At 58.4% G+C, this 14,041-nt stretch carries 13 protein-coding genes; 6 read left to right on the top strand and 7 right to left on the bottom strand.

Annotated features, from left to right (window positions below):
• Positions 1–36: 36 nt before the first annotated feature.
• From glpX to ACR0L1_RS01200, 3 genes are all read right to left on the bottom strand, one after another.
• Positions 37–1,017, bottom strand: coding sequence for a class II fructose-bisphosphatase (glpX, locus tag ACR0L1_RS01210; RefSeq protein ID WP_480503072.1), 981 nt, complete (start codon positions 1,015–1,017; stop codon positions 37–39).
• Positions 1,018–1,086: 69 nt separating this feature from the next.
• Positions 1,087–2,373 (bottom strand): homoserine dehydrogenase, encoded by a 1,287-nt coding sequence (locus ACR0L1_RS01205; RefSeq protein ID WP_480856726.1) that lies wholly within the window; start codon positions 2,371–2,373, stop codon positions 1,087–1,089.
• Between the two features lie 125 nt (positions 2,374–2,498).
• Positions 2,499–2,747, bottom strand: a complete 249-nt coding sequence (locus ACR0L1_RS01200; protein ID WP_170769332.1) for a hypothetical protein — start codon at positions 2,745–2,747, stop codon at positions 2,499–2,501.
• A 99-nt stretch (positions 2,748–2,846) separates the two neighbouring features.
• Between ACR0L1_RS01200 and ACR0L1_RS01195 the strand changes: the two genes are divergently transcribed.
• Positions 2,847–3,443 (top strand): TetR/AcrR family transcriptional regulator, encoded by a 597-nt coding sequence (locus ACR0L1_RS01195; RefSeq protein WP_480503069.1) that lies wholly within the window; start codon positions 2,847–2,849, stop codon positions 3,441–3,443.
• Here ACR0L1_RS01195 and ACR0L1_RS01190 read toward each other — a convergent pair.
• On the bottom strand, positions 3,424–4,335 hold the full coding sequence (locus tag ACR0L1_RS01190; RefSeq protein WP_170788415.1) for a pirin family protein: 912 nt from the start codon (positions 4,333–4,335) through the stop codon (positions 3,424–3,426). The genes ACR0L1_RS01195 and ACR0L1_RS01190 overlap by 20 nt on opposite strands.
• Before the next feature lie 91 nt (positions 4,336–4,426).
• Between ACR0L1_RS01190 and ACR0L1_RS01185 the strand changes: the two genes are divergently transcribed.
• Positions 4,427–4,990, top strand: a complete 564-nt coding sequence (locus tag ACR0L1_RS01185; RefSeq protein ID WP_331252068.1) for a hypothetical protein — start codon at positions 4,427–4,429, stop codon at positions 4,988–4,990.
• On the opposite strand, the gene ACR0L1_RS01180 is transcribed toward ACR0L1_RS01185, so the two are convergent.
• Genes ACR0L1_RS01180 through ACR0L1_RS01170 form a run of 3 tightly spaced genes read right to left on the bottom strand, consistent with a single transcriptional unit; the run spans position 4,950 to position 7,712 of the window.
• Positions 4,950–5,546: a TadE/TadG family type IV pilus assembly protein gene (locus ACR0L1_RS01180; protein ID WP_170788416.1), complete on the bottom strand. Its 597-nt coding sequence runs from the start codon at positions 5,544–5,546 to the stop codon at positions 4,950–4,952. The genes ACR0L1_RS01185 and ACR0L1_RS01180 overlap by 41 nt on opposite strands.
• A gap of 7 nt (positions 5,547–5,553) precedes the next feature.
• Positions 5,554–6,084: a TadE/TadG family type IV pilus assembly protein gene (locus ACR0L1_RS01175; protein WP_170788417.1), complete on the bottom strand. Its 531-nt coding sequence runs from the start codon at positions 6,082–6,084 to the stop codon at positions 5,554–5,556.
• Entirely contained in the window at positions 6,081–7,712 is a 1,632-nt protein-coding gene (locus tag ACR0L1_RS01170; RefSeq protein WP_480856723.1) for a pilus assembly protein TadG-related protein, read from the bottom strand. The genes ACR0L1_RS01175 and ACR0L1_RS01170 overlap by 4 nt, the downstream gene beginning before the upstream one ends.
• Before the next feature lie 328 nt (positions 7,713–8,040).
• Here ACR0L1_RS01170 and ACR0L1_RS01165 point away from each other — a divergent pair, with 328 nt between their 5' ends.
• The 4 genes from ACR0L1_RS01165 (at position 8,041) to rpoD (ending at position 14,027) form a co-directional block, all read left to right on the top strand.
• On the top strand, positions 8,041–9,471 hold the full coding sequence (locus tag ACR0L1_RS01165; RefSeq protein ID WP_170788419.1) for a Glu/Leu/Phe/Val family dehydrogenase: 1,431 nt from the start codon (positions 8,041–8,043) through the stop codon (positions 9,469–9,471).
• Between the two features lie 126 nt (positions 9,472–9,597).
• Positions 9,598–9,894 carry a hypothetical protein gene (locus tag ACR0L1_RS01160; RefSeq protein ID WP_170769339.1) on the top strand — a complete coding sequence of 99 codons (297 nt, stop codon included), beginning with the start codon at positions 9,598–9,600 and terminating at the stop codon, positions 9,892–9,894.
• A gap of 80 nt (positions 9,895–9,974) precedes the next feature.
• Positions 9,975–11,921, top strand: a complete 1,947-nt coding sequence (dnaG, locus tag ACR0L1_RS01155; RefSeq protein ID WP_480856721.1) for a DNA primase — start codon at positions 9,975–9,977, stop codon at positions 11,919–11,921.
• Positions 11,922–12,035: 114 nt separating this feature from the next.
• Positions 12,036–14,027: an RNA polymerase sigma factor RpoD gene (rpoD, locus tag ACR0L1_RS01150; protein ID WP_170769341.1), complete on the top strand. Its 1,992-nt coding sequence runs from the start codon at positions 12,036–12,038 to the stop codon at positions 14,025–14,027.
• The last annotated feature ends 14 nt before the right edge of the window (positions 14,028–14,041 follow it).

The raw sequence follows: 14,041 nt of genomic DNA, 5'->3' as shown, positions 1-14,041 counted from the left end.
AAATACTCTCGCCGAAGGCGGCGGCGCAAGCCGCTATCAGGTGTCGTGCGACCACATGGGCGTGCGGTAGGACATACGGCGCACCGACCCGGTTTTCGACCGCATCAACAGCGTTGTCGTCTCAACCCAGCCCGGCTCGCGCTTAATGCGCGGTAACAGCGACCCGCCGGTCACGCCGGTTGCGGCGAAAATCACGTCGGCTGTCACCATCTCATCGCGTGCGTAGATACGGTCCAGATCGGTGATGCCCGCCTTGGCCGCGCGGCCGCGTTCGTCATCGTTGCGGAACAGCAGGCGGCCAAAGATCTGACCACCCATGCATTTCAAGGCCGCTGCAGCCAGCACACCCTCGGGCGCGCCGCCTTGGCCCATATACATGTCGATGCCGGTCTCTTCACTTTCGGCGCAATGCATCACACCGGCCACGTCCCCATCGGTGATCAGACGGATCGAGGCTCCGGTCTCGCGTACTTCGGCGATCATCGCCTCGTGCCGGGGGCGTTCCAGAATGCAAACTGTAATGTCAGCGGGCGCGCAGCCCTTGGCTTTGGCCAGAGCCTCGACCCGTTCACGCGGGCTCATGTCCAGATTCACGACGCCTTCGGGATAGCCCGGACCCACGGCCAGCTTGTCCATGTAAACGTCGGGCGCATGCAGCATCGAGCCGCGCGGGCCCATGGCGATCACGGTCAGGGCATTGGGCATGTCCTTGGCGGTCAGGGTGGTGCCTTCCAGCGGGTCCAGCGCGATGTCCACGCCGGGGCCATTACCGGTACCGACCTCTTCACCGATATAAAGCATCGGCGCTTCGTCCCGCTCGCCTTCGCCGATGACCACGACGCCTGCGATATCTAGCAGGTTCAACTGTTCGCGCATCGCGTTGACCGCTGCCTGATCGGCTGCCTTCTCGTCACCACGTCCCACCAGCGAGGCAGAGGCCAGAGCAGCCTGTTCCGCAACCCGCGCCAGGCCCAGCGACAGCAGTCGGTCGTTGAAATCAATCTTGGCAGCACTCATTTTCACTATCCTCAGGTCAGTATAGGCGTTTTCTTGGGCATAGCCTGCGGCCTAGGCAGGCCGCAAGGGTCAAACCTCTTCAATGCGCAGCGCGACCGGTTCGCCCGATACCACATCGGTGTCGCGGAACCCGTCCAGCGCCACATCCAGCGTGGCCCGTGTTGTTTTATGCGTTACGATCAGGACCGGCGCGGTGCTGTCCGAGTGGCCATATTGGCGCATCCGGTCGATCGACACACCGGCATCGCCCAGAATGGCAGCCACTTTCGCCAGCGCGCCGGGTTTGTCGAACAGCGCAAGACGCAGGTAATAGGGGGCGGGCAGGCCGGTGATCGCCGGTGCCGCATCCTGCAACGAGGTCGCGGGCCGGCCAAAGGTCGGGATTTGCAACCCGCGCGCCAGATCACAGACATCGCCCATCACGGCGCTTGCCGTGGGGCCTTCGCCCGCGCCGGGGCCGCGCAGAACGACTTGTTCGACCGCATCGCCCTCGATCACTACCATGTTGGTGCCGCCTTCCAGTTGTCCCAGCGCCGAGCCGCTGGGTACAAGGCAGGGTTGCATCCGTTGGACCAGCCCTCGCGCGGTTTTCTGTGCGACGCCGAGCAGCTTGATGCGATAGCCCATATCGTCGGCCTGGTGGATGTCATCGAGGCTGATCTGCTGAATGCCCTCAATCTCGATCCCGTCGAAGTTGGGTTTGGTGCCGAAGGCAATCGACGACACCAGCGCCAGTTTATGCGCTGCATCGATGCCGCCGACATCCAGATTTGGATCAGCTTCGAGGTACCCCAGCTGGGCGCATTCTTCGAACAGGGCGTTATAGCCCAGCTCCTGCGATTGCATCCGGGTCAGAATATAGTTGCAGGTGCCGTTCATCACGCCCATGACGCGGGTGATTTCATTGCCTGCAAGACCTTCGGTCAGGGATTTGATCACGGGAATACCGCCTGCAACGGCGGCCTCGAACCGGATCACGCGCCCGGCGGCTTCGGCCTTTTCGGCCAGCTCTTGCCCGTGGATCGCCAGCAGCGCTTTGTTTGCGGTTACGACGTCTTTGCCGCTGGCCAGCGCCGCCTCGACCGAGGCTTTGGCGGGGCCGTTTTCACCGCCCATCAGTTCAACATAGACGTCGATATCGTCCCGCTGCGCCAAGGCGACAGGGTCGGTTTCCCAGGCATAGCCCGACAGGTTCAAGCCGCGATCCTTGGACGCGTCGCGTGCCGAAACAGCGGTGATTTCAATGGGACGGCCGGTGCGAGCCTGTAGAAGATCCGCATGTTGCCGCACGATCTTGACGACACCCACGCCGACCGTTCCCAAGCCCGCAATTCCAAGCCGCAGCGCCTGTGTCATCCCGTGGGTTCCTTTCGCTCGAATTCATCGCCTGTCGGGCCTTGCCCGTTCTCCGCTGCCTTAGCGGGTTCGGCGCGAGGGTGCAATGCGTCCCGAGCCAGGCCAACAAGGGATTTTGACGACGTTCAGTTGATTTCTGCGTTCTGCAGTTGATCCGCCTTGTTTTCCAGCGCTTCGCGGCGGGCGTTCAGCTCTTCTTCGACCTCGGCGGCTTCGCTGACGGGGTCGACTGGCGGGCCCAGATTCTGCTGCAACGCGATCAGCTTGGGATAGCGTGCCTTTTTCACGTTGGTAGGTTCCTCTCCCTCCAATTCCGGGAAGTTTGCACAGGCTGCGCAAGCCAGCACAGCGATCAGAAATGGCAGGGGTTTCATTCAGAACCCTTTCGAACAGTACTGCTCCAGTGATGCCTCTTTTGCGACGGCGGTTCAAGCGGGGTTCTATCTGAACATCTGTTCAGATATTGTTGAGTTATGGCACGCACGCAAGGTTCACATTCCGATATCACTGGCCCCCGCATTCGCAAGGCGGCGCTGGCTTTGTTTGCTCGCCACGGCTATGCAGCGGTGTCGATGCGCCAGATCGCGGCCGAAGTCGGTGTGCAGGCCGGTGCGCTGTATAACTACACACCCGACAAGCAGAGCCTTCTATACAGGCTGATGTCCGACCACATGCAGGACCTTCTGACAGCCTATGGCGCGCTGGATCCCGCAGGTGATGCCATTGAGGCCCTGCGCCGCTTTGTCGGCTTCCATATCCGGTTTCACCTGCAACGCCCCGATGAGGTCTTCATCGCCTATATGGAACTGCGCAATCTGACCCCCGAGAATTTTGCCGAGATTGAGGCTCTGCGCCGCAGCTATGAGGATTCGCTGGAGACAATTCTGCAAGACGGTCAGCGGGCAGGGCAGTTTGACATCGCGGATACCAAGATCGCCACGTTGGCCGTGATTGCAATGCTGAATGGCGTGATGACCTGGTATCGCGCGGGCGGGCGTTTGTCGCTGGACGAGGTCGAGCGGATCTATTGGGATATGGTACGACGCTCGGTCAGTGCGCAGGGCGAATGAAGGTGCCGTTTTGCAGCTCTCGAAAGGCCTGTTCCAGTTCAGCGCGCGTGTTCATGACGATGGGTCCGTGCCACGCCACCGGCTCGTCGATCGGAGCACCTGAGATCAGCAGGAAACGGACCCCATCCGGCCCGGCCTGAACCGTGACCTCATCCCCGGTTCCAAACCGCACCAATGTGCGATCGCCGGACATGTCGCGGATATTGACCTCTTGCCCTGAGACCTCTTTTTCCAGCAAGACGCCAGTGGGTTGCGAGGCATCGGCGAAGGCTGCCTGTCCCTGAAAGACATAGGCAAAAGCGCGGCGATAGGTGTCGACGCGAAAGGTCTTTTTCACGCCCGCCGGGATCTGGATATCGAGATATTGCGGGTCAGCGGCGATGCCGTCTACCGGGCCGGTTTTGCCCCAGAACTCACCAACAATGACGCGAACCTTGGTGCCGTCATCATCCGTGATTTCGGGGATCTCTTTGCTTTCCACATCCTGGTACCGCGGTGAAGTCATTTTCTGGGCTGAGGGCAGGTTGCCCCAAAGTTGAAACCCGTGCATCTGCCCAGAGCTGTTTCCTTTGGGCATTTCCTGATGCAGAATGCCGGACCCGGCGGTCATCCATTGTACGTCGCCCGCGCCCAAGGTGCCGGTGTTGCCCAGAGAATCCGAATGCTCGACCGTGCCGGACAGCACATAAGTGATCGTCTCTATCCCGCGGTGGGGGTGCCATGGAAAACCGGCCATGTAGTCCTGCGGACGTTCATTTCGGAAATCATCGAAGAGCAGGAAGGGGTCTAATTCGGACGGGTCCTGAAACCCGAATGCGCGGTGCAATTTGACGCCCGCGCCTTCCATCGTTGGCATGGCTTTTCTGGTCTCCAGCGTGGGTCTAAGCGACATATGGGCCTCCTGTATCTCATGCGAACCATGTATCGCGCGGGTAAGGTTCGTCAATTTGCAGTCAGGCACGGGACCTGTGCGCAAAAATGCAATGCACCGCCCTCTGTCCTTCGTCAGCGAAAGCGGCTACATCCGGTCAAACGAACGCGGGGATATGACGATGCAGCAAGAGGTACTGGCCACTGTAAGGGCTTCAACACCAAGACGTTGGCTTGGCGTTGGCATGTTGGCTGTGGTTGGGGCGCTGGTTCTCTATGTGGCAGCGGCAACCCCGCCAGAGCCGGCCTGGCAGGTGTTTCTGGTCTTGGTTGGGATCGCGGCATTCTGGCTGGCGCACCGTATGTGGACTGCAACTGCCGACTGGATCGAGTTGACCAAAACCGAGATGCGTACAGGGTCAGGGCGCGTTATCGCTTATGTCGACAGTATCGAGGCCGTGGATCGCGGGGTCTTTGCGTTCAAGCCCTCAAACGGCTTTTTGGTTCGCACGAAGGAGGGTCAGGCGAACGCCTGGGCACCGGGACTTTGGTGGCGTCTAGGCCGTCGGGTTGGCATCGGCGGCATGACATCCGCCGCCGAAACCAAATTCATGTCTGAGGCGCTTTCTATCTTGCTTATGAACAGACCGGCTGAGGGCCAAGGTTCTGCGCAATAGCGTTCGTAAAACGCGGACGAGTGAATACAAAATTTTCGAAGGTTGAATCGTCGCTTACCCAATCCCCGATGACTGCGGCGCCACCAAAGGCCGGATCGAAGTCATTTGAGGTTTCAACGATGATAAGTGTGTCCTGATCCGGCATCGGCGGCAAAGAGCCGCTAATGCTGGTGATGTTGTCATTGTCCAATTGATCGCAGAAGCCGCGAATGGCAGACCAGTCAACATAATGTCGTGCATCGCCTTCATCATACCTGACCAGCGAAATACGAACACGTAGTGGCGTACCATTGTCGACCATACGCTCCATCAATTCCTGCATGGAGTCTACGTATGTATCCGTAACCTCTGACGTTTCCCTCGAGATCAGATCTCCAACGGTATAGGCGGCCCGAAGGTTGGCGGCGCTTTGCCGGAAACCGTCGAAAAACGTGTAGGTGCCGGTGACCGTCCAGAACAGCATCGGAAAGACCAGAACAGCCTCGACCGACAGGGCACCGCGTTCGTCACGGGCTTTGCGGTTTAATAGGTTTCGAACTTTTGCAAGCAGGGACATGGGACTATCAAGGCTCCTGAACAAATGCTGTGGTGGCGGTAAGAGCGATCTGGCCCCTGTCGTCAGACAAAGCGCGGCCCATCAACGAAGTGGGGAATACAGGGTCCACTTTGGCGCAGGCCCGCAAAATCATCAGCTCGTTTGACAGGCCCGGTGTAAACTCGCGCACAGGTCTGGCTTCTTCTGAGTTGTCAGTGCAGTCAGCCGTTTCCGGCAAGACAACCCCGGTGAACGCGCTCTGCACGATCATCTCAAGACGCATGTTGTCTTGGCAGTTCTTGATAACCAAAGTCCGTCCGCAGATGGAATCCTTGATGGAGTCATGTGTCGGCTCAGTGCCAGTGCCCAGACGAACGTCCCTAACGGTTTGGTCTACAGCGCGTTCCAACATCGCCTGCTGGAGCGTGACCAGCGAATACTCCGTCGCGCTCAGGATGAAGAAGATGAAGGCAGGGAACAGGAGTGCGAATTCGAGTGTGATCGATCCGTTTTCAGACTTTCTAAAAAGCCGTAGTTTTTTGAATGCTCGATGTGTCATTGAGTCAACCTCAACTTTTTGATCGACGATGCGATCGAGGCGAATGCCTCTTCCAAAGAGATACCTTCGGGATCATCAAACTCGTCGACTTCATAGACATGGCTGTCGGAACTTGCGCAATTCTTGATCGTAGTCAGACCCGCCGCGGGGGCTTCAAAAGCGATACCGTAGATAATCGTGCCCTTGTTCTTGGCCGCGGAGCAGATATTGGTTGTGCGCGTATTCTTGCTGGACGCCCCTGTCGAGCGGAAGGCGTTGTTGTACCAGTTGGTGCGGTGGTTGTTCTGCCAGCGGTAGTTGTTGACCGCGTTCCAGAACAGGGAAGCTTGATTAAACAGTTGGGGGTATGTCAGGCGAGTGGCCCGACCTGGTTCGTTGTCACCAAAAGGGTGATCGCGGAAAACGCCTTGACGTGTCCAGAAATAAGTGGGCGGGTTGCTGGAAACGCGGGTGCTGTATTCACCTCGTTGGCCGTTGAAATGAACGTAGTTGGGGTTGTACCAGACGTTCGAGTTGCCACTGCGCAAGTCCGAGCGTAAACGGAATTGCGAGGTGTTCTGGCCGTCGGTCATAACAATCACAATTTTCAGAACATCTTCTTCGTATCCCAGCGGGCGGTTGCTGAATTTTGCCGGGACGTTGCCGTCAGTCGACAGATCGCTGACGACATCCTGGAAGGCAGGGTCCAGCAATGCCGTACCCCATTTCATGCCGACGTCGATCGAGGTGTTCCCGGTCGCCGTCAGAGCATCAATTCGGTTGTGCAATACGGTAATGTCGTCCGTGACAGGCGTAATCTCGCTCCCGGCGCGGACCGGGCAAACAGGGGCACTGATCGGGTTTTCCGAGTTCGTGAAAACGTCGAAATGTCCGGTGCGTTCCAACGCCGTTGCCGGGTCAAGGGCTGCTTGCTGGAACTGAGTCGAAGTGAAGTTAACGCAATGCGAAAAGCTGTGCTCGCTTGAGACATTGGTGAACTTGTCCAAAATGTCAGCACCCGCGTTCACCTGAGTGGCATAGGGGATGATTGACATCGAAATCTCGCTGCCTTCCTGCTTTTGCAGCATCAGCGTGACAAATTCCTTTGCCGCATTCCTGAGAACTTCGATCTTGGTCTTGTTCGGTTCGGCTGAATCTTCGTTCATGGACCCGGACATATCCAGAACCAGAGAGATCTCGACAGCGCCGATAGATTCCTCGGCAGTACTTGCCGCAACGGCCGTGAGTTGCTTGACGCCCGAAAACCGCATGAAATGTGTGGGAACGACGGTCTGCGCCCTGGCAGAAACTCGACGAGACCCCAAGCCTTCCTCGACAACGGGTTCTCCGACCAGCTTATCTCCAAGCCCGGCCTTTTCCAGATAAGATACCACGACCGCTTTCGGAGGCAGTTGCTGATCAAGATCCGCGGCTGCCAGAACGGCGCGGTCCAACGTGGACTGAAGGTTCGCGCGATCTCGCTCAAAGTTCATCAGGTCAACGCCCATACCGGTCGTTGCCAAAATGACAAGGAAACCCAGCAGCACGAAAATGGTGAATGCACCGTCTTCTCGCTGCGCGAAATGACGAGCTAAAGGAATTTGTCGACCAAAAAACGTTTTGCCGCCGCGACGTGCGTGTTCAATCATTATGCAGACCTCGTTGAGCAGACATCCCAAGCTGCTAGGAAAAAGTTAACGCATGGAAATTACTGGTGAAACGTGGCGGGAATTGGGCGAAACGGCCCCCCTTTAGGCCCTTTTGGGGGCAAATGGAGGATAATTTATCGAACACGTGTCGCTCTGTTTTCCCGCTGGCGACAATCGCGTTGGCGCTGAAGATCCCTCGCGACTCAGCGGGGGTTCAACAAGATGTGCAGAAAATTTCGACTTTTATTTCTGCTTAAATATTGATCGTTTAAGTAAGGGGTGCGACAAAACGTCAGAACGCCAGTCGTTCGTTGGCACGGAGGTATAGATGACGGCCATTAATGAACCAAGTTTTCGTGAGAGTGTTGATTTGATGTTCAACAGGGCGGCGTCCCTGATGGATTTGCCCCCCGGACTTGAAGAAAAGATACGTGTCTGCAATGCCACCTACACTGTTCGTTTCGGTGTGCGCCTACGTGGCGACATACACACCTTCACCGGATACAGATCGGTTCATTCCGAGCATATGGAACCCGTGAAAGGCGGTATCCGCTATGCGCTGGCCGTAAATCAGGACGAGGTCGAGGCGCTGGCTGCGCTGATGACTTATAAATGTGCCTTGGTAGAAACGCCGTTTGGCGGCTCGAAAGGCGGGCTATGCATCGACCCGCGCAAGTATGAAGAGCATGAGCTTGAGCAGATCACTCGGCGCTTCGCCTATGAATTGGCCAAGCGGGACCTAATCAACCCGTCTCAGAACGTTCCGGCCCCCGACATGGGTACAGGTGAGCGGGAGATGGCCTGGATGGCCGACCAATATGCGCGGATGAACACCACCGATATCAACGCGCGCGCTTGTGTAACTGGCAAGCCGCTGAACGCAGGTGGTATCGCCGGGCGGGTCGAGGCAACGGGGCGCGGTGTGCAATACGCGCTGCGCGAGTTCTTCCGCCACCCGGAAGATATCCAGAAGGCGGGCCTGTCAGGGAAGTTGGACGGCAAGCGGGTGATCATTCAGGGATTGGGTAACGTGGGCTATCACGCGGCTAAATTCCTGAGCGAAGAGGACGGAGCGATTGTCACCGGCATCATAGAGTGGGATGGCGCGCTATATAACCCTGATGGGATCGACGTTGAATCCGTTCGGCAGTGGATCGTCAAACATGGCGGCGTCAAGGGTTACCCGGACGCGACCCATTCCGCCGAAGGCTCGGCAGTGCTGGAACAAGAATGCGATATCCTCATCCCGGCGGCGCTGGAAGGCGTGATCAACCTGGAAAACGCTGATCGCATCAAGGCTCCGCTGATCATCGAGGCGGCCAACGGCCCTGTGACGGCGGGCGCGGACGAGATTCTGCGTAAAAAGGGCACCGTGATCATCCCGGATATGTATGCCAACGCAGGTGGTGTGACGGTCTCGTATTTCGAGTGGGTCAAGAACCTCAGCCATATCCGCTTTGGCCGGATGCAGCGCCGGCAGGAAGAGGCGCGGCACGAACTGATCGTCAGCGAACTGGAGCGTCTGGACCGGTATCTGGGCGATGCCTGGTCGATGTCACCGGACTTCAAGGCCAAGTACCTGAAAGGTGCGGATGAGCTTGAGCTAGTGCGCTCGGGCCTCGATGACACGATGCGGATTGCGTATCAATCCATGCGTGAGGTTTGGCATAGCCGCGATGATGTCGAAGACCTGCGCACAGCTGCGTATATCGTGGCGATCGACCGGGTCTCGAAGAGCTATCGCGCTAAAGGGCTGTGATGTCAGCGCAGGGGCGGCCTTGGGTCGCCCCTGTGCAACACGAAGGCGCGAGGTGCAAAACGGCGATGGCGGGACGGGTTTGCCGGGGATAGACTGCCGGAACAGAAACGAATCCCGGAGACCTACATGTTGCGTATCGCCGTTGCGGCCCTTGTACTGGCTACCCCTCTGGCCGCTCAGGAAACCAAGGAACAAAGCTGCAAGTTTCAAGCCGACGTCGTGGCCGCCATTCAGCAGGCGCGGCTGGACCGGGTGAAGGAACGCGACGTGCCGCAGGCTGTCGCCGATGCAGGGCCCACTTGGCCAGAAAATTACAATGCGGCTATCCCGCTGATCACGCCTTGGGTCTATGAGCAAAAGATGCGCGACGTGCGCAAGAAAGACCTTGGTGCCGCCTGGCTGGAGCTGTGCTTGCAGCAATAATCCACAGGCCCGCCATTTCCCTGTGGACAACCGCGCGCCATCCCCTTGGCGTGCGTTTTCATTTCTGGCAGGTTTAGCACATGTCATTGCCCCCCGGATTTCTGGATGAACTGCGTGCGCGCCTCAGCCTGTCTCAGGTCGTGGGGCGAAAGGTCATGTGGGACCAGCGCAAATCCAATCAAGGCAAGGGTGATATGTGGGCGCCGTGCCCGTTTCACCATGAAAAGACGGCGTCGTTCCATGTGGATGATCAAAAGGGGTTTTACTACTGCTTTGGGTGCCACGCCAAAGGGGATGCGATCAGTTTCGTGAAAGAGACCGAGAATGTCTCGTTCATCGAAGCGGTCGAGATTCTGGCCCGCGAGGCCGGGATGCCGATGCCGCAGCGCGAACCCAAGGCGCAGGAAAAGCAGGACCGCCGCGCGCAACTGGCCGAGGTGATGGAGCAGGCGGTGCAGTTCTTCCGTCTGCAGATCAAGACCGGGGCCGGGAGTGCGGCTCGCGATTACCTGACCCGCCGGGGGTTGGACGCGCAGGCGCTGGATCGATGGGAGATTGGCTTCGCCCCCGATGGATGGCAGGCCCTTTGGGATCATCTGACCAGCAAGAATGTGGCCGAGGATCTGATCCTGGGGGCGGGTCTGGCGAAACCGTCGAACAAAGGCAAAAAGCCTTATGATACCTTCCGAAACCGGATCATGTACCCGATCCGTGACCCGCGTGGGCGGTGTATTGCCTTCGGCGGTAGGGCGATGGACCCCAATGACAATGCCAAATACCTGAATTCGCCCGAGACCGAATTGTTCGACAAGGGGCGCAGCCTCTACAACCACGGGCCCGCGCGGCAAGCGGCGGGGAAGGGGCGACCTCTGATCGTGGCCGAAGGCTATATGGATGTGATCGCGCTGGCCGAGGCCGGGTTTGGCGCGTCGGTTGCTCCGCTGGGCACCGCGATTACCGAACATCAACTGCAACTGCTCTGGCGCATATCCGATGAGCCGGTCATTGCATTGGATGGTGACACGGCGGGCTTGCGCGCCGCGATGCGCGCGGTTGATCTGGCCCTGCCGCTGCTTGAGGCAGGGAAATCTCTGCGGTTTGCCCTGATGCCCGAGGGCAAGGACCCCGACGACCTGCTGCGCGCCGAAGGGCCGGGGGCCGTGCAAGCCGTGCTGGAAGGCGCAATTCCCATGGTCAAGCTGCTGTGGCAGCGCGAGACCGAGGGCAAGGTGTTCGACAGTCCCGAGCGCAAAGCGGCGCTGGACAAGGCACTGCGCGAGAAGATCAAGCTTATCCGCGACCCCTCGATCCGGTCGCACTACGGGCAGGAAATCAAGGACCTGCGCTGGCAGTTATTCCGCCCGCAGCGCCAACAGCAGAACCGCCAATGGCAACCGCGTGGCAAGTGGCAGCCTCAGCCGACGGCGACACCAGGAGCACGCGCGTCCTTCCTGGCCTCGTCCGAAGGTTCGGAAATCCAACTGCGCGAAGCGGCGATTCTGGCCATTGCAGCGCTGAACCCGCAGGTGGTTGTGCAGTTCGAAATCCAGTTGGAAGAGATGGAGTGCCGTGACCCCGACCACGCCGCTCTGCGCCACGCCATCCTGCGCCATGCGATTGATGACCCCGAGAATCTGAAAGACCACATTGCTGAAACTTTGGGGCCCGAAGCCCTTGAAAACCTGCTGGCCCTTCGCCATGTCGCAGTGATCCCTTGTGTGTATAAACCGGGCGATGTCGAAAAGGCCGAAATGACGCTGGCCGAGGAGCTCGCAAAGATCAAAGCTCTCAGGGGGTTGGACGCAGAGATTGCCGAAGCCGAGGAGGAACTGTCTGATCTGGCCGATGAGGCGCTGACATACCGGCTGGCCCAGGCCGCCGAAGAGCGTAACCGCACAAGCCGCAGCCAGAATGAGGACAGGGCGATATTCGACGTGGCCGACAATGGCGCGCGAATCAACCGCGACGAGAAAGACAAGTTTGAGGCAATCATGTCCGGGATCAATTTCGAGCGGAAACGCCGGTAAAGTGGTGTTTTCGTAAGGCACTGGAAAAGAAAAACGGGTAAACGGGTGGCCGAATCACTTCTACGCGCTAATGATTCGGTTCAAACGAATCACCCATCCCTGCAGGAGCATTGAATGGCCGCCAAGGATACCAACGAAGACCGCAAATCCGACGAGCAGGAACAGGAAATCTCGCTGGATATGAGCCAGGCCCAGGTCAAGAAGATGATCGCCGAGGCCCGCGAGAAAGGTTACATCACCTACGACCAGCTCAATCAGGTTTTGCCGCCGGATCAGGTCAGCTCGGAGCAGATCGAAGACGTGATGTCGATGCTGTCCGAGATGGGCATCAACATCATCGAAGATGAAGAGGCCGAGGAAGAAGAAAACAAAGGCTCGACCGAACTAACCACGACCGAAAGCAACCGCGAGGTTGCTTTGGCCGGGGCGGCGACCGAAAAGCTGGACCGCACCGACGACCCTGTGCGCATGTATCTGCGCGAGATGGGCAGCGTCGAACTGCTGAGCCGCGAGGGCGAGATTGCCATCGCCAAACGGATTGAGGCCGGGCGGAACACGATGATCGCAGGCCTGTGCGAAAGCCCGCTGACGTTCCAGGCGATCACCATCTGGCACGACGAATTGCTGTCCGAAGACATTCTGCTGCGCGACGTCATCGATTTGGAGGCCACTTTTGGCAACCAGATGGACGAAGACGGCGACGTCGAGGAACCAGTGGTTGACACCTCGAACGTGCAGGCCGCCAAGCCCGCGAAAGAGGATACCGGCCCCGAGCTGGACGCCGACGGCAACCCGCTGAACAACGACGACGATGATGACGACGATGATCAGGCCAACATGTCACTGGCCGCGATGGAAGCCGCGCTGAAGGATCAGGTTCTGACCACGCTGGAACGCATCTCGACCGACTTCTCGATGCTGTCGGAAATGCAGGATAGCCGAATTTCAGCCACACTGAATGAAGACGGCACCTTCAGCGAACAGGACGAAGCAACATACCAAAAGTTGCGCGCCGAGATTGTTGAGTTGGTGAATGGGCTGCACCTGCATAACAACCGGATCGAAGCGCTGATCGACCAGCTTTACGGTATCAACCGCCGCGTGATGTCGCTGGACAGTTCGATGGTGAAGCTGGCGGATCAGGCACGGATCAACCGCCGTGAGTTTATCGACGCCTATCGCGGGCGCGAGCTGGACCCCAACTGGCTGTCGGATATGGCGGAAAAGCCGGGTCGGGGCTGGCAGATGTTCATTGAACGCTCGACCGCGAAGGTCGAAGAACTTCGCAACGATATGGCTCAGGTCGGTCAGTATGTCGGTTTGGACATCCCCGAATTCCGCCGCATCGTGCAGCAGGTTCAGAAGGGTGAGAAAGAGGCGCGGCAGGCCAAGAAGGAAATGGTCGAGGCCAACCTGCGTCTGGTGATTTCGATCGCCAAGAAATACACCAACCGTGGCCTGCAATTCCTTGATCTGATCCAGGAAGGGAACATCGGCCTGATGAAGGCGGTGGACAAGTTCGAATACCGCCGCGGCTACAAATTCTCGACCTATGCGACCTGGTGGATTCGTCAGGCGATCACGCGGTCTATCGCGGATCAGGCGCGCACCATTCGTATTCCGGTTCATATGATCGAGACGATCAACAAGCTGGTTCGGACCGGTCGCCAGATGCTGCATGAAATCGGTCGCGAGCCGACGCCGGAAGAACTGGCCGAAAAGCTTCAAATGCCGCTAGAGAAGGTTCGCAAGGTGATGAAAATCGCCAAAGAGCCGATCTCTCTGGAAACACCGATCGGCGACGAGGAAGACAGCCAACTGGGCGATTTCATCGAGGACAAGAATGCAGTGTTGCCTCTGGACAGCGCCATTCAGGAAAACCTTAAAGAGACCACCACACGGGTTCTGGCCTCTCTCACTCCGCGTGAGGAGCGGGTGCTGCGGATGCGCTTTGGCATCGGTATGAACACCGACCATACGCTGGAAGAGGTTGGCCAGCAGTTCAGCGTGACCCGCGAACGTATCCGCCAGATCGAGGCGAAGGCGTTGCGGAAGTTGAAACACCCCAGCAGGTCACGAAAACTGCGATCCTTCCTAGACCAATAAACAAAAGGCGCCTC

The organism is Ruegeria sp. J8, assembly GCF_056531925.1.
The sequence above is the reverse complement of the archived record's forward strand: the minus strand, read 5'-3'. Positions and strand labels throughout refer to the sequence as shown.

Excerpts from the sequence above, each read along its gene's own strand:
- glpX (WP_480503072.1), bottom strand. The coding sequence starts at position 1,017 with ATGAGTGCTGCCAAGATTGATTTCAACGACCGACTGCTGTCGCTGGGC.
- ACR0L1_RS01205 (WP_480856726.1), bottom strand. The coding sequence starts at position 2,373 with ATGACACAGGCGCTGCGGCTTGGAATTGCGGGCTTGGGAACGGTCGGC.
- ACR0L1_RS01200 (WP_170769332.1), bottom strand. The coding sequence starts at position 2,747 with ATGAAACCCCTGCCATTTCTGATCGCTGTGCTGGCTTGCGCAGCCTGT.
- ACR0L1_RS01195 (WP_480503069.1), top strand. The coding sequence starts at position 2,847 with ATGGCACGCACGCAAGGTTCACATTCCGATATCACTGGCCCCCGCATT.
- ACR0L1_RS01190 (WP_170788415.1), bottom strand. The coding sequence starts at position 4,335 with ATGTCGCTTAGACCCACGCTGGAGACCAGAAAAGCCATGCCAACGATG.
- ACR0L1_RS01185 (WP_331252068.1), top strand. The coding sequence starts at position 4,427 with ATGCACCGCCCTCTGTCCTTCGTCAGCGAAAGCGGCTACATCCGGTCA.
- ACR0L1_RS01180 (WP_170788416.1), bottom strand. The coding sequence starts at position 5,546 with ATGTCCCTGCTTGCAAAAGTTCGAAACCTATTAAACCGCAAAGCCCGT.
- ACR0L1_RS01175 (WP_170788417.1), bottom strand. The coding sequence starts at position 6,084 with ATGACACATCGAGCATTCAAAAAACTACGGCTTTTTAGAAAGTCTGAA.
- ACR0L1_RS01170 (WP_480856723.1), bottom strand. The coding sequence starts at position 7,712 with ATGATTGAACACGCACGTCGCGGCGGCAAAACGTTTTTTGGTCGACAA.
- ACR0L1_RS01165 (WP_170788419.1), top strand. The coding sequence starts at position 8,041 with ATGACGGCCATTAATGAACCAAGTTTTCGTGAGAGTGTTGATTTGATG.
- ACR0L1_RS01160 (WP_170769339.1), top strand. The coding sequence starts at position 9,598 with ATGTTGCGTATCGCCGTTGCGGCCCTTGTACTGGCTACCCCTCTGGCC.
- dnaG (WP_480856721.1), top strand. The coding sequence starts at position 9,975 with ATGTCATTGCCCCCCGGATTTCTGGATGAACTGCGTGCGCGCCTCAGC.
- rpoD (WP_170769341.1), top strand. The coding sequence starts at position 12,036 with ATGGCCGCCAAGGATACCAACGAAGACCGCAAATCCGACGAGCAGGAA.